This window comes from Streptacidiphilus sp. EB103A (genome assembly GCF_041261405.1).
Classification (GTDB): Bacteria; Actinomycetota; Actinomycetes; order Streptomycetales; family Streptomycetaceae; genus Streptacidiphilus.
Window position 1 is genome coordinate 275,601 of sequence record NZ_JBGCAQ010000001.1, and the last position, 21,100, is coordinate 296,700.

Sequence of the window (21,100 nt, forward strand, 5' to 3'; positions counted from 1 at the left end):
CGGGAGGCATCCGTGCGCGACGTCGCCGCGCTCAGCGGCACCGTGGTGCTGCTGGTGCTGACCAATCTGGTCAACAACCGCTGGCTGCCCGCCTGGGGGCTGCTCACCGCGGTGGTCGTGGTCGCCGCGCTGCTCGGCATCGCCCACTCGGCCGGCGGCGGGGCCGAACTGGCCGGGCTGACCCGGGACAGCCTGCCGCGCGGTGCCCGCTGGGCGCTGGCGCTGGTCGGGATCGTGGCCGCGGTCTACCTGGTCGGCGCGCTGTTCCCGCCGACCCGCGGGCTCTTCGCCGACCAGCGCACCGACACCCTGACCGGTGCTCAGGTCGCCCTCCGGGTACTGGTCAAGGTGGCGCTGGGCACGGTTCTGCTGGAGGAGGTCGCCTTCCGCGGGGTGCTCTACGGACTGCTGCTGCGCATCCGCGGCGTCTACTGGGCGACCGGGGTGTCCTCACTGCTCTTCGGTCTGTGGCACATCCTGCCCTCGCTCCACCTGGCCAGCGACAAGCCCGCCCTCGGCTCGCTCTTCGGCCATTCCGTCGTCGGAGCGGTCCTGGCGGACGCCGGCGCGGTGCTGTTCACCGCGGCGTCCGGGGTGGTCTTCTGCGAGCTGCGCCGCCGCAGCACCAGCCTGCTCGCTCCGATGGGCCTGCACTGGGCCACCAATGCTCTCGGCTACCTGGCCGCCTATGTGCTCGCCTAGGGCTTGGTGAAGCCGAGCGCCAGCTCGGTCAGCAGCCGGGCGCCGAAGCCGGTGCAGCCGCGGGGGCGCCAGGACTTCGGGGTGTCGTTCTGCGCGGGTCCGGCGATGTCGAGATGCGCCCAGGGGCGCCCGGCGACGAACTCCTCCAGGAACAGCGCCGCGTGGATCGCGCCGCCGTTGGGGCCGCCCATGTTCTTGATGTCGGCGACGTCGGAGTCCAGCTCCGCGCGGTAGCGGCGGGCCAGCGGCAGCTGCCAGCAGGGCTCGTCGGTGCGCCGTGCGGCCGCCAGCACCTGGTCCACCAGGGGCTGGTCGTTGCCGAAGAGCCCGGCGATCTCCGCGCCCAGAGCGCGCAGGCTGGCGCCGGTGAGGGTGGCGATGTCGACGATTGCGTCGCAGGGCTCCTCGGTGGCCAGCACCAGGGCGTCGGCCATCACCAGCCGTCCCTCGGCGTCGGTGTTGAGCACCTCGACGGTGGCGCCGCCGCGGATGGTCAGCACATCGCCGAGCTTGGTCGCGCTGCCGGAGGGCATATTGTCGGTGCACATCAGCCAGCCGGTCACGGCGGTGGGGCAGTCCAGCGCGGCCAGCGCCGTCATGGCCGCCAGGATGGCGCCGGCGCCGGACATGTCGTTCTTCATGGTGGCGTGCACGGCGTCGCTGGGCTTGAGGCTGATGCCGCCGGAGTCGTACATGATGCCCTTGCCCACCAGCGCCAGCGTCGCCGCCTCCGCGCGGGCGGCTGCGGGGGTGTAGCGGACCTTGACCATCCGTGGTTCGTCGGTGCTGCCGGCGTTCACTCCCAGCAGGCCGCCGCAGCTCAGCTGTCGCAGCGCCGCGCGGTCGAAGACCTCGGCGGTGAAGCCGCAGTCCGCGGCCAGCCGCTGGGCGATCCGGGCGAAGACCTCGGCGGTCATGATGCTCGGCGGACAGGTGGCCAGGTCCCGGGCCAGCCCCTGGGTACGGGCCAGCACCCGGCCGCGCTCGGCGCCACGGGCCACCGCGTCGAGCCGTTCCCCGGCCGCCAGCAGCACCAGCGACTCCAGGGCGGGCTCGGCGGCGGGCTGCTTGAGCACCGGATACCGGTAGCGGGCCAGCAGGACGCCTTCGACCAGCGCCTGCGCGGCCGACTCAACCGTCGGAGTGGGAACGACCAGGGCGAGTCGGCCGTAGTCGGCAGCTGCTGCGGCAAGGGCCGCACCGGCGTCGCGAAGTGACCGTGCGTCAGCAGTGTCTGCGGCGCCGACTCCGTACAGCAGAGCAACGCCGCCGCCGGATACCGGGCAGGCCAGGGTCCGGCCGACGCTGCCGTCCATCCCCGCCGCCTGGAGCCCGGCGCCGCTCAGCCCCAGCCAGGGCTGGTCGCCGACCGGTGTCGGGACCGGAACCCCCAGCACCTCGCCCACCGCCACGGCGTCCAGCAGTTCGGCGGGCAGCGCCGCCGCCGACACCCCGACCTGCCGCTGCCAGGACGGCACCAGGTTCATCACGTCGCCGACATCCGCCATGTGTCCGTACTCCTCGCGGTTCCGGGCGGGGGCCACGACACACCCCGCAGCTGCACCCATTTATCCCATATGACCGTTCGTCAGGATCGCGGGCGCGCCGGGGTCAGGACTTCTCGGCGAGGACCGGGGCGAGCATCTGCGCGAGCTGGGCGGCGCTGACGGCCTTGAGAGCGCGGGCGGCGATCCGGCCCTGACGGTCCAGCACCAAGGTGTCCGGGATGAGCTGCGGATCGAGGGCGCCCCTGGGGAACCGCAGCAGCAGGCTTCCTGACGGGTCGTAGAAGTTGGGGTAGCCGATGTGGTGGTCGGCGACGAAGGCCTTCGGCTGGGCGGTCTGCAGGTCGCGGGTGTTGATGCCGACGAACTGAACGCCTCGGGAGGCGTCGGCGGTGGCGGCCGCGGCCAGGCCGTCCGCCTCGGCCCGGCAGCTGTCGCACCAGGAGCCCCAGATGTTCAGCACCACGACCTTGCCCCGGTAGCCGGCGAGGTCGATCTGCTTGCCGTCCAGGGTGGTTCCGGCGAGGTCCAGTGGCGCGCCCCGGTCCTTCATCGCGGTGATCTGGCCGATGCCGGGCAGGAGATGGGAGCCCGTGCTCTCCGCGGACTCGCCACCTGTAGTGCCGCCGGAGCAGCCGGCTGCGCCGAGGGCGACGGCCCCAGCCACGGCCGCGGCGAGAACGGCTGCCCGGGGACTGTGGGCGCGGCTGTGCGGAGGTTGTGGACGCATGCGAGGGAGTCTCGCACGGGGCCGCGAGGGTGCTCCGGCGGGGGTCTCGTGCGTACCTGACAAATTCCGGAGTGGGAGCTGGGAATAGGTGTGCGGTGAATCACTATTTGTCTGCGCTGCAGGCGCCGAACCTGTTCTGAAAAGTACCTGGTGGGGGCGTCGGAGCCATTTGTTGATTTCTCTCGAATAATTGCCTATATCCCATTTCTCCTGCTTGGATCGGGCCTGTCCGTTGCCGATCGACCAGGTGTGAGCCTGTGGTGTAGCCTCCCCCGAAGTAGCGCGCCCTTCCGGGGAAAGGGGTCGGAGATACCTTGCCCGGATCCGTGTCAAGTTATTGTGCAGAAAGCGTGAATACGCATTCGGATCCCCGCTGGGTGTTAATCCGGGCCTTTACCTGCCGGGCTTCCGGGGGCGCGCCGACGCAAGGAGTCCAGGACATGACCACGGTTGCACCCCCGAGCAACCGCCGACGGAAGACCCGGGCCGGCACGGCCGTACTCGTCCTCGTGCTGCTGGGGTTCGTCGTCCCCGCTCTGTTCGCGCCGACCGCCGCCGTTGCGGTCGCGCCGATACCCGGTTCGCCGCTGGACGCCTACGACAAGGGCGTCAGCTACGACCAGGGTGTCCATCTGATCGCCAGGGTGTTCGCCCTGATCGCGTATGTGCTGATGGTCGCCACCATTGTGCTCGGTGTGGTGCTGCGGCTCCGTTTCATGCAACGCGCCGTCAACCGGTCGACCTTCTACGGCGCCCACATGGTGCTGGCGCTGTCCGCGCTGATCTTCGGCGCCCTGCATGGCTTCACCTTCCTCTACCAGCCGATCTGGCAGATCGGCGCACGCGAACTGACCGTCCCGTTCGTCGGCGGGGTGCAGCGGATCCCGGTGGGCTTCGGCATCCTCGGCACCGAACTGGCCATCGCCGTCGGCTGCTCGGTCTGGCTGCAGCGCCGGCTCGGCTACCACCGCTGGCTGAGGTTCCATCAACTGGCCTATGTGGCCTTCGGGCTGATCTGGCTGCACATCTTCCTGGTGCATCCCGAGCCGCGGCACGACAACCTGGTGGCGATCGGCATCGCCGCCGGAGCCGGGACGTGCCTGCTGGCGTTCCTGATCCGGGCCTTCCCCTCACGCTCCAGGCTGAGGCAGCGGGCCTTCCCCGGTAGCCCGGGGGCCGTCCGATGACCGATCCGCTGATCGATCCCCTGACCGACCCACTCACCGGCCCGCTGCCGGATCCGCCGACCGGCCACTGGTACCCGGTGCCGGTGCAGCCCCAGCAGGCGTACCAGTACCAGCAGCCGGGGCGCCTCCTGGTCCCGCAGAGCCGGCAGCCCGTGCCGGTCGAGCACCGGCCCGCGCCGGTCCCCGCCGACTCCTTCGAGCCGGTGCACCCGGCGCTGGTCGCGGAGGCCGAGCCGGTCCGGGTCAGCGTCGACAACAACCGCTGCCACATCTACGGCATCTGCCAGCAGGAGGCGCCGGAGGTCTTCCGGATCTCCGAGGGCGGGTCGCTGCACTACACCCGGAGCGTGCCCGCCGAGTTCGCGGCCCAGGCCCGGCAGGCGGTGCGCTGCTGCCCGATGCAGGCCATCGCCATCCGCGGCGGCGACGCGCCGGGCGGCGGTTCCGCCGACGGCCGGAGCCCGGTGCGGCCGCTGCGCAGTGGCGCCGCCGCGCGGACCAGCCGCCGACGCATCGTCGTGGCCGGCGGCGGGCTGGCCGGCCTGAGCGCCGCGACCAGGCTCAGGGACCGGGGTTTCGACGGCGAGCTGGTCCTGGTGGGCGAGGAGGCCCGCCGCCCCTACAGCCGTCCGCCGCTGTCCAAGCAGTACCTGGCCGGTGCGCTGGGCGGTGCGGACCTCACCTTCCGGGCCGACGAGACGCTGGACGCGCACTGGCTGCTGGACACCCGGCTGGTCGGACTGGACGTCGAGCGCCGGACCCTGGAACTGCGCGGCGGGGAGCGGCTGCCCTACGACGGACTGGTCCTGGCGACCGGCGTGGACGCCAAGCGCCTGCCCGAGGCGCCGGTCTTCAGCGACCGGGTACGCACCATCCGCACCCTGGAGGACGCCGAGGCGGTCCGGCGGGCCATGCACGCCGCCCGCGCCCACCATGTGGTGATCCTCGGCGGCGGCTTCGTCGGCTGCGAACTGGCCTGCACCGCAAGGGAACACGGGATGGACGTCACCCTGGTGGTGCACAGCGCCCCGCTGTTGCGCCGGGTGCTCGGCAAGCAGGTCGGCACCGTGGTCGGCGACATCCAGCGGCGGGCCGGCGTCGACGTCCGGCTCGGCACCGAGATCACCGACTGGCTGGACCACGGCGACGTGCTGCGACTGCGGCTGGACGACGGCGCGGTCCTGGACTGCGACTTCGTGGTGCTCGGGCTGGGCAGCGAGCCGCGGACCGAGTGGCTGCGCGGCAGCGGCCTCGACGTCTCCGACGGCGTGCTCTGCGACCCCACCTGCCATGCCGTCGACCAGTGGGGCCGGTCCCACCCCAATATCGTCGCGGCCGGCGACGTGGCCCGCTGGCCCAACGCGCGGTTCGACGCCCAGCCGCGGCGGGTCGAACACCTGATTCACGCCGTCGAGATGGGGCAGCACGCCGCCGACTCGCTGCTGCGCGGCCCCGACCGCGCGGCCCGCTTCACCCCCGTGCCGCGCTTCTGGTCGGAGCAGCACGGCACCCGCATCCAGGCGGTGGGCAGCCCCGCGCTCGGGAAGGAGGTCGAGGTGGTGGAGGGCTCCCTGCGTTCCGAGCGCTTCCTCGCCCGCTACACCCGCCCGACCGAGTACGGCCCGCAGACGGTCGCGGTGGTCGCCTTCGACATGCCGCTGGAACTGCTGGCCTACCGGGACGAGATCGGCCGTACCCGTCCGCACGCGCGTATCGCGAGCCGAAGGAGGCGTCGATGAGCCGTCGCAGTCGCAACCGCCGCACCGGACGGGCCCCTTCCGGCGGGGTGCTGCCCTGGATGCTGAGCCTGCCGGCCCGGATGCACCTGCGCTGGCTGGTGATCCTGGTCGTGCTGCTGGCGGCCATGGGCGCCTACGCCAGGGTGCTGGTGACCGCCACGCCGATGCCGCCCAGCAAGGCGCCGGCGGTCAGGACGGGATCCCCGGTGCCCGCTTCCGCGACGCCGTCCTCCAGGGTCGGTTGACGGTCGTCCCCCGTCGCGACGAAAACCGGTTGTGGTCGCGACGGGGGCCCGCCTAAGCTCCCGCTGTACCTGATGCCGCCCGACAGGAGAAGGCCGTTGTCCGTCTGAGCTCGGAGACACCGTAGCGCTTGGTCATCCTTGTGCGCTCGCGTGCCCCGTCCGACCTCGGCGATCGGCCATGCCCTGTTCCTGGGCGGCTTTTTCGCGGGTGCTCCCGCAGTGTCGATCCCTGCGGTGGTGCTGTCGGTGTCTCCCTCCGCGCTGTCACCGGACCTCCAGGAGAGAGGTCCGCATCCGCACTGACAACGGGAGCTGCTCCATGTCTCATCCGACCCATGCCCACACCCCCACCGCCCCCGCGGCCTCGCTGGTCTGCTCCGGGCTCGGCTTCACCTGGCCGGACGGCCGCACCCTGTTCCAGGGCTTCGACCTGTCCGTCGGCCCCGGCCGCACCGGCTTGGTCGGGCTGAACGGCTCCGGCAAGTCGACCCTGCTGCGGCTGCTCACCGGGGAGTTGCTGCCGGACGCCGGCAGTGTCAATGTCACCGGCAGACTCGGACACCTCCCGCAGAACCTGGTCCTGGACGCGACCCTGCCGGTGGCCGAGGTGCTGGGTATCGCCGAGGTCCGGTCCGCGCTGCTGGCCATTGAGCGCGGCGAGACCACCGAGGAGAACTTCGCCGCCGTCGGTGACGACTGGGACGTCGAGGAGCGGGCCCGGGCGACCCTGGACCGGCTCGGGCTGCAGGCCGTTCGCCTCGACGGCACCGTCGGCGAGGTCTCCGGCGGTGAGGCCGTACTGCTGGGCCTGGCCGGGCAGTTGCTGCGGCAGCCCGATGTGCTGCTGCTGGACGAGCCCACCAACAACCTGGACCTGGACGCCCGGCAGCGGCTGCACGAGGTGGTCGGCTCCTGGCGCGGCGCGCTGGTCGTGGTCAGCCACGACCCGGAGCTGCTGGAGCACGTCGACCGGATCGCCGATCTGCGCGACGGCGCCGTGCACTGGTACGGCGGCGGCTTCAGCGCCTACCAGCAGGCGGTGGCCGTCGAGCAGGAGGCGGCCGAACGCATGGTGCGGGTCGCCGAGGCCGATGTACGCCGCCAGCAGCGGGAACTGGTGGACACTCAGATCACGCTGGCGCGGCGGAAACGCTTCGGGCAGAAGCAGTACGACAGCAAGCGCGAGCCCAGGATCGTGATGAACGCGCGGAGGCAGCAGGCACAGGTCTCCTCGGGCAAGCTGCGGATCCAGCAGCAGGAGAAGGTGGCCGAGGCCAGGGAGCGCCTGGCCGGCGCGGAGTCGGCGGTCCGTGCCGACGCGGAGATCAGGGTGGACCTGGCGGCCAGTCAGGTCCCGGCCGGACGAACGGTGCTGACGCTCCGTGGGCTGCGAACCCGGTATGCCGACGACGGGATGTCACTGGACCTGGACCTGCGCGGCCCCGAGCGGATCGCCCTGGTCGGCGCGAACGGCGCGGGCAAGACCACGCTGCTGCGCACCCTGGTCGGCGAACTCGCCCCGCTGGCCGGCGAGGTCGACCCGGCGGTGCCGCTGCGCTACCTGCCGCAGCGGCTGGACACGCTCGACGACAGTCTGTCGGTGGTGGGCAATGTCGCCAGGTTCGCCCCCTCGGCCACGGACAACGAGATCAGGGCCAGGCTGGCCCGCTTCCTGTTCCGCGGAGCCCGGGCGGACCAGCAGGCGGCCACCCTGTCCGGCGGCGAGCGCTTCCGCGCGGCGCTGGCCGCGCTGATGCTGGCGGAGCCGGCCCCGCAACTGCTGTTGCTGGACGAGCCCACCAACAACCTGGACCTGGCCAGCGTCCGCCAGCTCTCCACGGCGCTGGCCTCCTACCCGGGGGCTCTGGTCGTGGCCAGCCACGACCTGCCGTTCCTGCGCGGCCTCGGCATCACCCGCTGGCTGCGGCTGGACCGCGGCACGGGACTGACCCGCTGGCACCCGCCGCAGGAGTGAGCGCGCTGTCCGTCAGCGGTCCAGTACGCGGGTCAGGAAGCGGCGGGTCGACTCGTGCTGCGGGTCGGTGAGGAGCTGTTCGGCGGTGCCCTGTTCGCGGATCACGCCGTCCTCCAGGAAGCAGACCTGGTCGGCGGCGTGCCGGGCGAAGCCCATCTCGTGCGTGGCCATCAGGATGGTCAGGCCGCGCTGCTTGAGGTCGGCCACCACGTCCAGCACCTCGCCCACCAGCTCCGGGTCGAGCGCGGAGGTGATCTCGTCGAAGAGCAGCACCTCCGGTTCGGTGGCCAGCGCGCGGGCGATCGCGGCGCGCTGCTGCTGGCCGCCGGAGAGCCGGTCCGGATAGTCCCGCGCCTTGTCCGCGAGGCCGAGCCGGGTCAGCAGTTCCCGGGCGCGCTCCTCGGCCTGCCCGCGCGGCACCTTGTGCACCTTGCGCGGGGCGAGGGTGATGTTGTCCAGCACGTTCAGGTGCGGGAAGAGGTTGTAGGCCTGGAAGACGATGCCGATCCGGCGGCGGGCGGCGTGGACGTCCAGGCGCGGATCGGTCAGCTCGGTGCCGCCCAGGTGGATGGTGCCGTCGTCGACGGTGTCCAGCAGGTCGACGCAGCGCAGCAGCGTCGACTTGCCCGAGCCCGAACCGCCGATCAGGCAGACCACCTGGTGCTCGGCGACGTCCAGGTCGATGGAGCGCAGCACCAGGCGCTCGCCGTACTGCTTGCGCAGGCCGCGGATCCGCAGCAGGGGCTCGCTCACCGTCCCGCCTCCGCCCAGGTGCGCTGCGCCACCTTGCGCTGGAGTCGGTCGGCGTACCTGGTCATGGGGATGGTGATGGCGATGAACAAGAGTGCGGCGCCCAGGTAGGGGGTGTAGTTGAAGTCGTAGTCCGCGTTGATCTGGGCGACCCGCAGGGCCTCCAGCGGGCCGAGCACGGCGACCAGCGCGGTGTCCTTCTGGAGCGAGATGAAGTCGTTGAGCAGCGGCGGGATGACGGTGCGCACCGCCTGCGGCAGGATCACATGCCGCAGCGTCTGGGTCTCGTTCAGCCCGAGCGCCCTGGCCGCGTTGCGCTGCGCCGGGTGCACCGAGTTCAGGCCGGCCCGGAAGACCTCGGCGACATAGGCGGTGTAGGACAGCACCAGGGCGATCACCCCGAGCACCCAGGGCTGCGAGGGTGTGCCCTGGAGCTGCAGGGCCGGCAGGCCGAAGCCGACCAGGAACACCAGCAGCAGCGTCGGCACCCCGCGGAACACGTCCACATACAGGGTCGCCGCCAGCCGCAGCGGCAGCAGACCGGGGGCCCGGGTGACCCGGACCACCGCCATCAGCAGCCCGAAGACCAGGATCAGCACCTCGGCGATCAGGAACATCTGGACGTTGAGCCAGAAGCCCCGGAGGATCGCCGGAAGCGTCTTGGTGAACTCCGAGTGGTCCAGGAAGTAGGTGTGCACCCGCTCCCAGCCCGGGGAGGCCACCATGCCGACGACCACCAGCACCACGAACGCCACCGTGCACAGGGTGGCGATCCACTGGTCGCGCCGTTTGCGGGAACGGCGGAACCGTTCCCGCTCCAGCTGGCCGGCGCTGGGCCGGTACTCCATGTGAGCGTCGGCGTCGCCGCTTTCGCCGGTCTCGGTGCCGCCGCCGCTGTCCTCGGTGCTGACGTCCATGGCCCGGGCCCGCTACTGCTTCAGCGTGGTGACGTTGGCCGAGGCCGACAGCCACTGGTCGGTGATCTTGGTGAGGGTGCCGTCGGCCTTGAGCGCCGCGATGGCCTGGTTCACGCAGCCGGTGAGCCCGCTGTTCTTCTTCAGCAGCAGCGCGAACTCCTCGGGCGTGCCGCCGGAGTAGTTGAACTGGCCGAGGATCTTCCCACCGGTCAGCTCCGCGCTGGCCAGGTAGAACACGGTCGGCATGTCGGTGACGATGGCGTCGATCTGGCCGTTCTGCAGCGCGTGGACCTCGTCGTTGGTGGTGTTGTAGACGCTGGGCGCCTTGGTCGGCTTGATCTCGTTCACCACCGCCTGGTAGCTGGTGGTGGCCACCTGGACACCGATCTTGGCGTTCTTGAGTGCGCTCAGCGAGGTTGCCGTGGCGTACCCCGACTTGTTCAGCACCAGGACGCCCTGGTCGGCCGTGTAGTAGCCGGTGGAGAAGTCCACGGCCTTGGCCCGCTGCGCGGTCGCGGAGATCTCGTTGATGTCGAAGTCGAAGTTCTTCGCGCCGGGGGCGTAGGAGTTGTCGAAGGGCTCGACGACCCACTTCACCTGGGCGGCGCTGAAGCCGAGCTTCCCGGCCACCGCGTAGGCGACGGCGCTCTCGAACCCCTTGCCGTTGGACGGCTTGTTGCTGTCGAACCACGGCGCGTAGGCCGGCGAGTCGGTGGCGACCGTCAGCTGCCCCTGCTTGTACAGGCTCGGGCTGCTCGTCGAGCACGAGGCGGCGACTGCGGTGGCGCTGCCCCCGGCCGAGGCGCTGCCGGACGCCGTCGCTGACGACGAAGACGCCGACGACGAGGACGTGGTGGACTGCGGGGCGCAGGCGGCGGCCGTCAGGGCGAGGACGGCTCCGACGGACGCGACGAGAGCTGTACGGGCACGGGACACGAGGATGTTCCTTTGCGATGGGGTCCGGAAGAACGGCACGGTCGAAGCGGCGAGGGCGATGCGCTCAGCTACACAGGTCGGCGGCGCAGCGCTCGTGGTCCACGTGACGGCGGCGTATCAGGGGGGTGGTTCCGGACATTCGTCGAGCATTTCGGTCAGTGCGGTGCCCTGTCAATCGCATCGGCTACGTTTCGGTAACGCCCGGGCAACATGTCAGCTGGTGAGACGCCGCAGGTGGCGGCCCTGCGGCGGGTTCGGGAACGCTGCGGGGTGCGGTCAGGCGGGCCACTCCTGCTTGTGTCCGAAACCCCTGCCATTGTCGATCAGCCGCAGCCAGTCGGGTCGCAGGGTCCACAGGTCGGTGCGTCGCAGCGCCTCGCCGAGGCGCGGATCGGCGCCGACGAAGGGGAACCGGGCGGCGTACGCCGCCCAGCCGGTGTCCCGCTGGTCACCCGTCAGCAGCAGGCACCGCCCCCGGCCCTGAACGCCCGTCAGCGACTGCCAGTCCTGGCCGTCCGCCTGCGCGGTGAAGGCCACCGAGCCGTCGGCGGCCAGCGCGCTGCCGTGGCGCGTGGTGCGGGCCGTGACCAGCACCAGTGAGCCGTCCGGCGCGCAGGCGTAGAGCACGGCGCAGGCGCCGGGGCCCTCGGCGTCGGCATACGCGAGGGTGAGCGTGGTGTGCGCGGCGAGCGCGGCGCGGATCTCGGGCGGGTAGTCGGCGGGGGAGTGGGGCGGGTGCTCGGTGGGGCCGGTCAACGGAGCTCCGTGTCGGGTAGTGGGTCCGGCGGCCCATCCAATCAGACGTCCGCTCGGCCAGTCGGGTAGAACCGCGGTGCGCGGGCGGGCGGGCCGCCCGGTCCGGGCGGCGTCAGCGGTTACGTTGCCCAAGGCCGACCGTCCCAGCCCCTGGAGTGCCATGTCTTCCCCTCTCCCCCGTGAGGACCGGGCACGCCCGGGGCAGGTGCGCCCGCTCCAGGTGCTGCGCAATCCCAAGATCTGGATCTTCCCCACGGCCATCGTCTCGCTGGTGGTGCTGCTGCTCTCGCTCTTCTACATGGGCGGCATCGTCGATCCCAACGGGAACCTGCACCGGCTGCCGGTCGGGCTGGTCAACGCCGACCGCGGCGGAGTGGTGGCCGGTCGGCAGACCAACCTCGGCGCGCAGATCACCGACTCGATCGCCACCGCCGCCGACCCCAGGCGGCAGGCCTCCTGGCGGCGGCTGGACCAGTCCGAGGCCCAGCAGCAGCTGGCCTCGGGCAGGCTCGACGGAGTGCTGGAGGTGCCGGCCGGCTTCACCGCGGCGGTGGCCGCGCTCGGCAGCACCGGTACGGCGAGCCCGGCGCGGCCCACCCTGAACGTGCTCACCAATCCGGGTGTGGGCAGCCTGGCCTCCTCCTTCGCCAGCACCATCAACCAGACCGCCGCCCACCAGGCCTCGCGGGAGCTCGGCAAGTCCCTGACCGCCGCCGCGCCGACGGTGGCCGACGGCAGCGCCAGCAGCGCCGCTCGGCTGCTGCTCGCCGACCCGATCACCGTCTCGGTCCAGGTCGGCCACCCGATCGGCACCCACAGCGGACTGGGCCTGACCGCCTTCTACTACACCCTGCTGCTGGTGCTCGCCGGTTTCATGGGCGGCAACGTCATCAGCAACGGCGTCGACGTGGGCCTGGGCTACGCGGACAGCGAGATCGGCCCCTGGCACACCCGCCGCCCGGCGGTGCCGATCAACCGCACCCGGACCCTGCTGGTCAAGTGGGTCATGTCCGTGGTCGTCGCCGCGCTGACATCCGGGCTGATCATGCTGATGTGCGTGGCGCTGCTGGGGATGGACGCCTCGCATCTGTGGCTGCTGTGGGTGTTCTCGTTCTGCGCCAGCGCCACGGTGGGTCTGGGGGTGCAGTCCATCAACGCCGCCTTCGGCGGCATCGGCCAGCTGGTCAGCATGTTCGTCTTCATCGTGCTGGCGCTGCCCTCCTCCGGCGCCACGATCCCGCTGGAGGCACTCCCCGGCTTCTACCGCTGGCTGGCCGTGTTCGAGCCGATGCGGCAGCTGAGCGGGGGGATGCGGGCCATCCTCTACTTCGACGCCCGCGCCGAGGCCGGCCTCACCCGCGCCTGGATCATGATCGCTATCGGCGTGGCGGTCGCCCTCGCCTTCGGCCTGGCCGCGACCTCCTACTACGACCGCAAGGGCCTGCACCGGATGGTCCCGGAGACCTCGTAGGCGCGCGGCTACGACCGGTCTCCCGCCGGGGGAGCGGTGCTGCTGCGTACGACCAGCCGGGTGGCCAGGTCGAGTTGGCGGGTGGCCGGGGTGCTGCCGCGGGCAAGGTCGAGGACCAAGCGGACGGCGGACTCGGCCATCTCCACCAGCGGCTGGCGGACGGTGGTCAGCGGCGGGCCGACCCAGCGGGCGAGCGGGAGGTCGTCGAAACCGACCACGCTGAGGTCGTGCGGGATGCGCAGTCCGAGCTCGCGGGCCGCCTCGTAGAGGCCGAGCGCCTGGAGGTCGTTGCCGGTGCAGATGGCGGTCGGCCGGTCCGGCCGGGCCAGCAGCTCCAGTCCGGCGGTGTATCCGGTCTCGTGGTGGAAGTCGCCCTCGGAGACCAGGGTCTCGTCGAAGGGCACCCCGGCGGTGTCGAGCGCGGCCCGGTAGCCGTCCACCCGGGCCCGGCTGCACATCATCCGGGCCGGTCCGCTGATCACGCCGATCCTGCGGTGTCCCAGTTCGAGCAGGTGGCGGGCGGCGCTGAGGCCGCCCTGCCAGTTGGTGGCGCCGATGGCGGGCACGTCGGAACCCGGGTCGCCGGCCGGGTCGATCACCACGTAGGGGATGCCGCGGCTGGTCAGCTGGTCGCGCTGGGCCTGGTCGAGGTCGGAGAGGACCAGGATCACCCCGACCGGCCGCCGGGCCAGCACCGCGTCGACCCAGCTCTGCCCGGGGCTGAGCCGCCCTGCCGACTCCGAGACGACCAGCGACAGGCCCTCGTCGCGGGCGACGGCCTCCACCCCGCGGACGACCTCCATCGCCCAGGGGCTCTCCAGCTCGTGGAACACCAGGTCGAGCAGGGACGACGGGGCCGGGCCGCTGCGCCGCCGCGGCTGGTACTCGTGCTGCTGGAGGAGTTCCTCGACGCGGAGCCGGGTGGCGGGGGCCACGTCCGAACGTCCGTTGAGAACCTTCGAAACTGTCGGAGCTGATACGCCCGCGGCGCGGGCGATCTCAGCGAGCGTCGCTCCACCGGACGAGGAGCCGTTCTCGCTGCGCAGATGGGGTTCTCGGGCGGTGCTCATGGCGGAGATGCTAGCCGATCGTGACCGGAACGGGAACGAGATCCTCTCGGTGATCTCTTGACGTCGATCGCAACTGCCGCTTAAGTTCCCCGTAATCATTCGGACTTTGCTTCGAAACATTCGACACGAAGGTGTGTGCAATGGCGATCAGGTCGAACAGTGCTCGGCAGGGGAGTCGGCGGGCTGTCAGAACCACCGCGATGGTGGGGGCGGTCTGTCTCGGTCTGCTGACCGCTGCCTGCGGCTCCGGATCGGGCTCGGGCTCCGGCGGTGGGACGCTGACCGCGTACGTCTACGGCGACGGCGCCGTGAAGGTCCAGGAAGCGGCGGTCGCCGAGTTCAACAAGACCTCCAAGGTCAAGGTCAAGCTGGTCGAGGTCCCCGGCGACTCCTACCAGAACAAGCTCAACGCGGTGATGGGCTCGCCCAACGCTCCCGACCTGCTCTACAACTGGGGCGGCGGCAGCATCAAGTCCTTCGTCGACGCGGGCGAGCTGCTGGACCTGACGCCCTATCTGACCCAGGACGCCTCCTTCAAGAGCTCCTTCCTCCCCTCGGTCCTCGCGGCCGGCGCCCTCGACGGCAAGAACTACGGCATACCCATGCGCGGCATGCAGCCGGTGGTGCTCTTCTACAACAAGACCCTGTTCGCCCAGAACGGCCTGCAGGCCCCGACCACCTGGGCGGCGCTGCAGACGGCCATCACCACCCTGAAGGCCAAGAACATCACCCCGGTCGCGCTCGGCGGCGCCGACGCCTGGACCGAGCAGATGTGGCTGGAGGAGCTGCTCGACCGCATCGCCGGGCCCACGGTCTTCCAGAAGATCGCCGCCGGCGACTCCTCCGCCTGGGGCGACCCGGCGGTGCTGAAGGCCGCACAGATCGCCAAGCAGCTCATCGACGACGGCGCCTTCGGCAAGACCTTCACCGCCACCAGCTACACCAACAACGCCGCACCGACCCTGCTCGGCACCGGCAAGGCCGCGATGCAGCTGATGGGCACCTGGGACTACTCCAACCAGCTGGCGAACCACAAGGACTTCGCCACCAAGGACGAGGGCTGGGTCAACTTCCCGACGGTGGACGGCGGCACCGGTGACGCGGCCGACGTGGTCGGCAACCCGACCAACTACTGGTCCGTCAACGCGCACACCAAGAACAAGGACGCCGCGATCGCCTTCCTCAAGGCGATGGCCTCCTCGGACTACGCGAACAAGCTGGTCGCCAACGGGGACGTCCCGGCCACCACCTCGGCCAAGAGCCTGCTCGGCAGCTCGCCCAACCCCGCGTTCGCGCAGTTCCAGTACGACATGGTGCAGAAGGCCCCGTCCTTCCAGCTGTCGTGGGACCAGGCGCTGCCGGCCACCCAGGCCACCCGGATGACCACCGAGATCGGCAAGCTCTTCGCCGGTCAGGTCAGCCCCGAGCAGTTCGTCACCGACATGAAGGCGCTCAAGTAATGTCCCGTCAAGCAGAGGCCCGGCCCGCCGGTACGGACGGCGGGCCGGGCCGGGCCCAGGCCGGTGAGCAGGGCCAGGACGCCATGGTTCAGGACGCCCGGGAGGCAGCGCCGGGCCGCCGCAGTGCGGCCGCGCGGGTCGGGCGGCCCAGCCCCGGCTGGGCGGTGCCCGGCGTGCTGTTCTTCGCGGTCTTCGCCGTGGTCCCCATGGTCTACGCGGTCTACCTCTCCTTCTGCGGAAGCTGGGGCGGCCTCGGCACGCCGCAGTTCTCCGGCCTGTCCAACTGGACCCGGCTGTTCCAGGACAGCGACGTCCGCCAGGCGACCGCGACCACCGTCGTGCTGACCGTGCTGAGTTGGGCCTTCCAGACTCCGGTTGCCCTGCTGCTCGGCGTCTGGGCGGCCGGTCGGGAGAGGAACCGGGCCGTACTGTCGGCGGTCTTCTTCATCCCGCTGGTGCTGTCCACCACCGCGATCGCGCTGCTCTTCAAGGCGATCCTGGACCCCAACTTCGGTCTGGCCACCACCATCGGACCGTGGATCGGCTTCCCCGACGGCAACATCATCGGCTCGCCCAACGGTGCGCTGATCGCGGTGGCCTTCGTCGGCGGCTGGCAGTTCATCCCCTTCCACACCCTTATCTACCAGGGCGGGGCGCGGCAGATCCCCGAAGTGCTGTACCAGGCGGCCTCCATCGACGGCTGCGGCCGCTGGCGCCAGTTCTTCCACATCACCCTGCCGCAGCTGCGGCACACGATCACCACCTCCTCGGTGCTGATCATCGTCGGCTCGCTCACCTCCTTCGAGACCGTCTTCCTGCTCACCCAGGGCGGCCCCGGAACCTCCAGCACCACGCTGTCCTACGGGATGTACCGGGAGGCCTTCCAGGGCTTCGACTTCGGCTACGCGAGCGCGCTCGGCACCGCTCTCGTCGTGGTCTCCACCCTGCTGTCCCTGCTCATGGTCAAGTTCTCCGGCTTCGGGTCCATGCGCTCCACCCGGGAGGGGATGTGACGATGAGTCAATCTTTCGGCGGAATCCGGTTCAAGGGTCTGCGGCTGAAGGCCAACCCGCTGGCCGGCCTCGGCGCCGGCGTCTGGCTGGTCATCGTCCTGGTCCCGCTCTACATCCTGGTCACCACTTCGCTGCGGACCCAGGACGAGGCCCTCGGCGGCAACCCGCTGTCCTGGCCCAGGACTCTGACGCTGAGCAACTACAAGCTGGTGCTCGACAGCGGCTTCTGGGGCTTCCTGGTCAACAACGTGCTGGTGACCGCCTTCACGGTGGCCGCCGTGGTGGTGCTCTGCGTACCGGTCGCCTATGTGGTGGTACGCAGCGCGGGCCGATGGGCCGACTTCGCGTTTCGGATCTTCCTGCTCGGCCTGGCCATCCCGGCGCCGGTCACCATCGTGCCGCTGTACGTGATCATCGGGAAGATGGGCCTGTACGACTCGCTGCCGGCCATCATCCTGCCCACCGCGGCCTTCGCGATGCCGGTCACCCTGCTGATCCTGGTCGGCAGCATGCGGGACATCTCCGAGGAGCTGTACGAGGCGATGGCGCTGGACGGCGCCGGCCAGGCCCGCATCCTGATGCAGCTGGTCGTCCCGCTGTCCCGGTCCGGGCTGAGCACCGTGGCCGTCTTCACCGCGCTGAACGCGTGGAACGGCTTCATTTTCCCGCTGATCCTGACCCAGTCCGACAACGAGCGGGTGCTGACCACCGGCCTCTACACGCTCAGCAGCCAGTACGGCGTGAACATCCCGGCGACGCTGGCGGCCGTGGTGCTGTCCGGCATCCCGATGTTCGTCGCCTACCTGCTCGCCCGCAAGGCGCTGATCAGCGGCCTGATGGGCGTCGGCGGCAAGTGACCCACCGGCCTCCCGGGCCTTCATTCCACCAGCCCCTCAGCCCATCAGCACCGCATCCACGAAAGGACGCCTCCTCCGATGGCGACCGAGCACGACCCCAGCAACCCTCACGACCCCTGGCGGGACCCTTCCCTGCCCGCCGGGGCCAGAGTCGCCGACCTGATGGGCCGGATGACCCTGGAGGAGAAGGTCGCCCAGCTCTACGGCGTCTGGGTGGGTGCGGACGCGGAGGGCGGCGGCGTCGCCCCGCACATGCACGACAACCTGGCCGACCCGGTCGACCTGGACAAGCTCATCAGCACCGGACTCGGCCAGCTGACCCGGCCGTTCGGCACCGCGCCGGTCGACCCGGCGCTCGGCGCCCGCTCGCTGGCCCGCGCGCAGCAGCGGATAGCCGAGGCCAACCGCTTCGGCATCCCGGCCGTCGCCCATGAGGAGTGCCTGGCCGGCTTCGCCGCCTGGGGCGCGACCATCTACCCGGTGCCGCTGTCCTGGGGCGCGTCCTGGAACCCGGAGCTGGTACGGGAGATGGCCGCCGCGATCGGCCGCGACCTGCGCTCGGTCGGCGTGCTCCAGGGCCTCGCGCCGGTCCTGGACGTGGTCCGCGACCTGCGCTGGGGCCGGGTCGAGGAGACCATCGGCGAGGACCCGTACCTGGTGGGCACCGTCGGCGCGGCCTATGTGGCCGGGCTGGAGTCGGCCGGGATCGTCGCCACGCTCAAGCACTTCGCGGGCTACTCGGCGTCCAGCGGCGCCCGTAACCTCGCCCCGGTCCGGGCCGGGGCCCGCGAGCTCGCCGATGTCATCCTGCCCCCGTTCGAGCACGCCCTGCGGGACGGCGGCGCCCGTTCGGTGATGCACTCCTACTCCGAGATCGACGGCGTCCCGGCCGCGGCGGACCCGCGACTGCTCACCGAACTCCTGCGTGACACCTGGGGGTTCGAGGGAACGGTGGTCGCCGACTACTTCGGTATCGGCTTCCTGGAGACCCTGCACCGCGTTGCCGCCGACCGGGCCGACGCGGCCCGGCTGGCGTTGACCGCAGGCGTGGACGTCGAGCTGCCCACGGTACGGGCCTATGGCGAGGAGCTGGTCTCCGCGGTCCGCCGTGGTGATATTGACGAGGCGTCAGTAGAGCGGGCGCTGCGCCGGGTGCTGCTGCAGAAGTGCGAACTGGGGCTGCTGGACCCGGACTGGTCGGCGGAACCCGCCGCCCTGGTCGGGGCCGGTCAGGAGCGCGGCAGCGTCGACCTGGACCCGCCGCACAACCGCGGGCTGGCCCGCCGCCTGGCTGAGCAGGCCGTCGTACTGCTGGACAATGCCGCCGGCGTGCTCCCGCTCGGCCCGGCCGGACAGGACGCCGCTGGACAGGACGCCGTGCTGCCGGGTTCCGTCGCCGTGGTCGGCCCGCTCGCCGACGAGGCGATGGCCATGATGGGCTGCTACTCCTTCCCCGCCCACGTGGGCGTGCTGCACCCGGGCACACCGACCGGGGTGGAGGTGCCGACGCTGCTGGAGTCGCTCCGCGCCGAGCTGCCCGGCTCCGAGCTCTGGCACGTGCGCGGCTGCGACGTCTCCGCCCCCTCCCGGGAGGGTTTCGCCGAGGCTGTGGCCGCCGCGCAAGCGTCGTCGGTCTGCGTCGCTGTGCTGGGCGACCGGGCCGGCCTGTTCGGCCGCGGCACCTCCGGCGAGGGCTGCGACGCCGACGACCTGACCCTGCCCGGCGTCCAGGGCGAGTTCCTGGACGCGCTGCTGGAGACCGGGACCCCGGTCGTGCTGGTGCTGCTGACGGGCCGCCCGTACGCCCTCGGGCGCTGGGCGGACCGTCTCGGCGCCGTCGTCCAGGCGTTCTTCCCCGGCGAGGAGGGCGGACCGGCGGTCGCCGGAGTGCTCTCCGGGCGGGTCAACCCCTCCGGGCGGCTCCCCGTCGGGATTCCCGTCGGCCCGGGCGGACAGCCCTGGACCTATCTGCAGCCGCCGTTGGGCCGCGCCAACGAGGTCAGCAACCTCGACCCGACCCCGCTGTACGCCTTCGGCCACGGCCGCAGCTACACCGCCTTCACCTGGGACCGGGCCGAGGCATCGGCGGCCACCGTCCCCACCGACGGCGAGGTCGAGATCAGCCTCCAGGTCCGCAACACCGGCCCGCGCGACGGCGCCGAGGTCGTCCAGCTCTACCTGCACGACCTGGTCGCCCAGGTCACCCGTCCGGAGTCACGGCTGATCGGCTACGCCAAGGTGGAGATCCCGGCGGGTGAGCAGCGCCGGGTGACCTTCCGGCTGCACACCGACACCACCTCCTTCACCGGCCGCGACGGCCACCGCCTGGTCGAACCCGGACGCCTGGAGCTCCGCCTAGCCGCCTCCAGCGCCGAGGCCGACATCCGCGCCCGCATCCCGCTCCTGCTCACCGGACCGGAACGGCGCGTCGACCACACCCGCGCCCTGACCTGCCCGGCGACCCTGGGCTGAACGGAGGCAGCGGCAGACGGGTGCCGGGGCTTCCGGTCAGCCGATGACCATGCGGGTTTGCGGGCGGTCCACGATCCGGCCGGGGGCGAGACGGTGGTCCGGGGTGCCTGCCCGGTAGGCGCGGACGACCGGCTCGGGGCCGCCGCGCCGGTGCCGGTCCCAGTGCCGGATCTGGTCAGCGAGCTCTGCCGCGAGCTGTTCCCGGTGCGGACCGTGCGCCCAGACGCCCAGCTCGAAGCCGGCCGCGAAGCCCTGGCAGCGGCGCAGCGCCAGGTAGGCGACGGTGTCGCGGTCCCAGCTGGCCGGAGTCCCGAACGGCGGCGTCCAGCCGAGCGGGCCGGGACCGGCCTCCACGATCGGGCCGACGTTGACAAAACGTCCGTACAGGTCCAGGGACGCGGCGAGCCAGATGTCCAGGTGGGAGAGGGTTCCGTCATCGCCCGGCAGGGTCGTCCCGGTCCACAGCCGGTACGCCGGAGTGGCGAGGGCGGCCCTGAGCGAGGCCGCGTCGGCGGGCTGGTCGTCGTCGATGCGCAGCCGCGCCGTATCGGCTCCGGCGGCCCCGGGGAGCAGCGCGACGGTGCGCTGGGGCCGGGCCCCGTCGCCGCGGATGGGCACGAAACCGCTGGGGAGCTGCTCGGTGGCGATCCAGTGGTCCTCCTCGGCCTCGAAGGCGAAGGTGCGGGAGATCCCGCGCAGGGTCAGTGGGACGACGAGACGTCCGGTGCCCGGGCGGAGCTGGTCCAGCCAGGCGGTGGCGATGTCACCGGCCTGGGCGGTCACCTCGACGGCGTCGAAGGGTGCGGCGTCGGGAGCGCCGTACTCTCCGTCGCCCAGAAGCGGGACGACGTTGTCCGCCCCGGTGGCCGCCAGGCCGCGGCGGGCCCCGGCGGCGAAGTCGGGGTCGATCTCGATGGTGACGACTCGTCCCTGCGGGCCCACCAGCCGGGACAGGTAGGCGGCGTTGACCCCGGTGGCCGTGCCGATCTCCAGGATCCGCCGGCCCGCGCGTGCCCGCGTCATCCGCAGCATCTCGGCGACCAGGCCCGGCGCGGACGCCGAGCTGAGGGCCATGCCGCTCGCGTCCCGCTTGGTCACCACCACGTCGTCGGCATAGACCAGGTCGAGCGGCACGCCCGGCAGGAACAGCTCGCGCGGCACCGCCCGCATCGCCGCCTCGATCTCGGCGGTGCTGATCGCGCCCTGCGCGACCAGCGCGTCCACCAGCCTGTCGCGATAGGCCTGGGATCTCGTCACGGGAGGATTCTCGACGATCGGTGTCGGTGTCGGTGTCGGTGTTGGTGGCAGGGCCGCT

At 71.5% G+C, this 21,100-nt stretch carries 18 protein-coding genes; 10 read left to right on the plus strand and 8 right to left on the minus strand.

The window, feature by feature from the left end; genetic code table 11:
* Nucleotides 1-12 precede the first annotated feature (12 nt).
* On the plus strand, nt 13-702 hold the full coding sequence (locus tag ABH941_RS01240; protein ID WP_370126618.1) for a lysostaphin resistance A-like protein: 690 nt from the start codon (nt 13-15) through the stop codon (nt 700-702).
* Here the strand turns inward: ABH941_RS01240 and ABH941_RS01245 are convergent.
* Both ABH941_RS01245 and ABH941_RS01250 read right to left on the minus strand, forming a co-directional pair.
* Nucleotides 699-2,210: a M17 family metallopeptidase gene (locus ABH941_RS01245; RefSeq protein ID WP_370126619.1), complete on the minus strand. Its 1,512-nt coding sequence runs from the start codon at nt 2,208-2,210 to the stop codon at nt 699-701. The genes ABH941_RS01240 and ABH941_RS01245 overlap by 4 nt on opposite strands.
* A 103-nt stretch (nt 2,211-2,313) precedes the next feature.
* A complete protein-coding gene (locus tag ABH941_RS01250) occupies nt 2,314-2,937 on the minus strand; it encodes a TlpA family protein disulfide reductase (protein WP_370126620.1) in 624 nt (207 codons plus the stop codon).
* 440 nt (nt 2,938-3,377) lie between these two features.
* Here ABH941_RS01250 and ABH941_RS01255 point away from each other — a divergent pair, with 440 nt between their 5' ends.
* The 4 genes from ABH941_RS01255 to ABH941_RS01270 all read left to right on the plus strand — a co-directional run bounded on the left by ABH941_RS01255 (nt 3,378) and on the right by ABH941_RS01270 (nt 8,083).
* Nucleotides 3,378-4,124, plus strand: a complete 747-nt coding sequence (locus ABH941_RS01255; RefSeq protein ID WP_370126621.1) for a ferric reductase-like transmembrane domain-containing protein — start codon at nt 3,378-3,380, stop codon at nt 4,122-4,124.
* On the plus strand, nt 4,121-5,863 hold the full coding sequence (locus ABH941_RS01260) for an FAD-dependent oxidoreductase (protein ID WP_370126622.1): 1,743 nt from the start codon (nt 4,121-4,123) through the stop codon (nt 5,861-5,863). The genes ABH941_RS01255 and ABH941_RS01260 overlap by 4 nt, the downstream gene beginning before the upstream one ends.
* Nucleotides 5,860-6,108 (plus strand): hypothetical protein, encoded by a 249-nt coding sequence (locus ABH941_RS01265; protein WP_370126623.1) that lies wholly within the window; start codon nt 5,860-5,862, stop codon nt 6,106-6,108. The genes ABH941_RS01260 and ABH941_RS01265 overlap by 4 nt, the downstream gene beginning before the upstream one ends.
* Before the next feature lie 319 nt (nt 6,109-6,427).
* Entirely contained in the window at nt 6,428-8,083 is a 1,656-nt protein-coding gene (locus ABH941_RS01270) for an ABC-F family ATP-binding cassette domain-containing protein (RefSeq protein ID WP_370126624.1), read from the plus strand.
* 12 nt (nt 8,084-8,095) lie between these two features.
* On the opposite strand, the gene ABH941_RS01275 is transcribed toward ABH941_RS01270, so the two are convergent.
* The 4 genes from ABH941_RS01275 to ABH941_RS01290 all read right to left on the minus strand — a co-directional run bounded on the left by ABH941_RS01275 (nt 8,096) and on the right by ABH941_RS01290 (nt 11,442).
* Nucleotides 8,096-8,836 carry an amino acid ABC transporter ATP-binding protein gene (locus tag ABH941_RS01275; protein WP_370126625.1) on the minus strand — a complete coding sequence of 247 codons (741 nt, stop codon included), beginning with the start codon at nt 8,834-8,836 and terminating at the stop codon, nt 8,096-8,098.
* Nucleotides 8,833-9,750, minus strand: coding sequence for an amino acid ABC transporter permease (locus ABH941_RS01280; RefSeq protein WP_370126626.1), 918 nt, complete (start codon nt 9,748-9,750; stop codon nt 8,833-8,835). Before ABH941_RS01280 ends, ABH941_RS01275 begins: the two co-directional genes overlap by 4 nt.
* 12 nt (nt 9,751-9,762) lie before the next feature.
* Entirely contained in the window at nt 9,763-10,686 is a 924-nt protein-coding gene (locus ABH941_RS01285) for an ABC transporter substrate-binding protein (protein ID WP_370126627.1), read from the minus strand.
* A gap of 276 nt (nt 10,687-10,962) precedes the next feature.
* Nucleotides 10,963-11,442 carry a pyridoxamine 5'-phosphate oxidase family protein gene (locus ABH941_RS01290; RefSeq protein ID WP_370126628.1) on the minus strand — a complete coding sequence of 160 codons (480 nt, stop codon included), beginning with the start codon at nt 11,440-11,442 and terminating at the stop codon, nt 10,963-10,965.
* Between the two features lie 160 nt (nt 11,443-11,602).
* Here ABH941_RS01290 and ABH941_RS01295 point away from each other — a divergent pair, with 160 nt between their 5' ends.
* Nucleotides 11,603-12,913, plus strand: a complete 1,311-nt coding sequence (locus ABH941_RS01295; RefSeq protein ID WP_370126629.1) for a YhgE/Pip domain-containing protein — start codon at nt 11,603-11,605, stop codon at nt 12,911-12,913.
* 8 nt (nt 12,914-12,921) lie between these two features.
* Here ABH941_RS01295 and ABH941_RS01300 read toward each other — a convergent pair whose 3' ends face one another.
* Nucleotides 12,922-13,983 carry a LacI family DNA-binding transcriptional regulator gene (locus ABH941_RS01300; RefSeq protein WP_370126630.1) on the minus strand — a complete coding sequence of 354 codons (1,062 nt, stop codon included), beginning with the start codon at nt 13,981-13,983 and terminating at the stop codon, nt 12,922-12,924.
* 200 nt (nt 13,984-14,183) lie between these two features.
* Here ABH941_RS01300 and ABH941_RS01305 point away from each other — a divergent pair, with 200 nt between their 5' ends.
* The 4 genes from ABH941_RS01305 (at nt 14,184) to ABH941_RS01320 (ending at nt 19,785) form a co-directional block, all read left to right on the plus strand.
* Complete coding sequence (locus ABH941_RS01305; RefSeq protein ID WP_370127059.1) at nt 14,184-15,443, plus strand: ABC transporter substrate-binding protein; 1,260 nt, start codon at nt 14,184-14,186, stop codon at nt 15,441-15,443.
* 83 nt (nt 15,444-15,526) lie between these two features.
* Complete coding sequence (locus tag ABH941_RS01310; RefSeq protein WP_370127060.1) at nt 15,527-16,456, plus strand: carbohydrate ABC transporter permease; 930 nt, start codon at nt 15,527-15,529, stop codon at nt 16,454-16,456.
* A 2-nt stretch (nt 16,457-16,458) separates the two neighbouring features.
* Nucleotides 16,459-17,313: a carbohydrate ABC transporter permease gene (locus ABH941_RS01315; protein ID WP_370126631.1), complete on the plus strand. Its 855-nt coding sequence runs from the start codon at nt 16,459-16,461 to the stop codon at nt 17,311-17,313.
* Between the two features lie 78 nt (nt 17,314-17,391).
* Nucleotides 17,392-19,785 (plus strand): glycoside hydrolase family 3 N-terminal domain-containing protein, encoded by a 2,394-nt coding sequence (locus ABH941_RS01320; RefSeq protein ID WP_370126632.1) that lies wholly within the window; start codon nt 17,392-17,394, stop codon nt 19,783-19,785.
* A 36-nt stretch (nt 19,786-19,821) separates the two neighbouring features.
* Here ABH941_RS01320 and fxlM read toward each other — a convergent pair whose 3' ends face one another.
* On the minus strand, nt 19,822-21,042 hold the full coding sequence (gene fxlM / locus ABH941_RS01325; protein ID WP_370126633.1) for a methyltransferase, FxLD system: 1,221 nt from the start codon (nt 21,040-21,042) through the stop codon (nt 19,822-19,824).
* Between the last annotated feature and the right edge of the window lie 58 nt (nt 21,043-21,100).

Coding starts and splice junctions, on each gene's coding strand:
- ABH941_RS01245 (WP_370126619.1), bottom strand. CDS start 2,210: ATGGCGGATGTCGGCGACGTGATGAACCTGGTGCCGTCCTGGCAGCGG.
- ABH941_RS01250 (WP_370126620.1), bottom strand. CDS start 2,937: ATGCGTCCACAACCTCCGCACAGCCGCGCCCACAGTCCCCGGGCAGCC.
- ABH941_RS01255 (WP_370126621.1), top strand. CDS start 3,378: ATGACCACGGTTGCACCCCCGAGCAACCGCCGACGGAAGACCCGGGCC.
- ABH941_RS01260 (WP_370126622.1), top strand. CDS start 4,121: ATGACCGATCCGCTGATCGATCCCCTGACCGACCCACTCACCGGCCCG.
- ABH941_RS01265 (WP_370126623.1), top strand. CDS start 5,860: ATGAGCCGTCGCAGTCGCAACCGCCGCACCGGACGGGCCCCTTCCGGC.
- ABH941_RS01270 (WP_370126624.1), top strand. CDS start 6,428: ATGTCTCATCCGACCCATGCCCACACCCCCACCGCCCCCGCGGCCTCG.
- ABH941_RS01280 (WP_370126626.1), bottom strand. CDS start 9,750: ATGGACGTCAGCACCGAGGACAGCGGCGGCGGCACCGAGACCGGCGAA.
- ABH941_RS01295 (WP_370126629.1), top strand. CDS start 11,603: ATGTCTTCCCCTCTCCCCCGTGAGGACCGGGCACGCCCGGGGCAGGTG.
- ABH941_RS01300 (WP_370126630.1), bottom strand. CDS start 13,983: ATGAGCACCGCCCGAGAACCCCATCTGCGCAGCGAGAACGGCTCCTCG.
- ABH941_RS01305 (WP_370127059.1), top strand. CDS start 14,184: ATGGTGGGGGCGGTCTGTCTCGGTCTGCTGACCGCTGCCTGCGGCTCC.
- ABH941_RS01310 (WP_370127060.1), top strand. CDS start 15,527: ATGGTTCAGGACGCCCGGGAGGCAGCGCCGGGCCGCCGCAGTGCGGCC.
- ABH941_RS01315 (WP_370126631.1), top strand. CDS start 16,459: ATGAGTCAATCTTTCGGCGGAATCCGGTTCAAGGGTCTGCGGCTGAAG.
- ABH941_RS01320 (WP_370126632.1), top strand. CDS start 17,392: ATGGCGACCGAGCACGACCCCAGCAACCCTCACGACCCCTGGCGGGAC.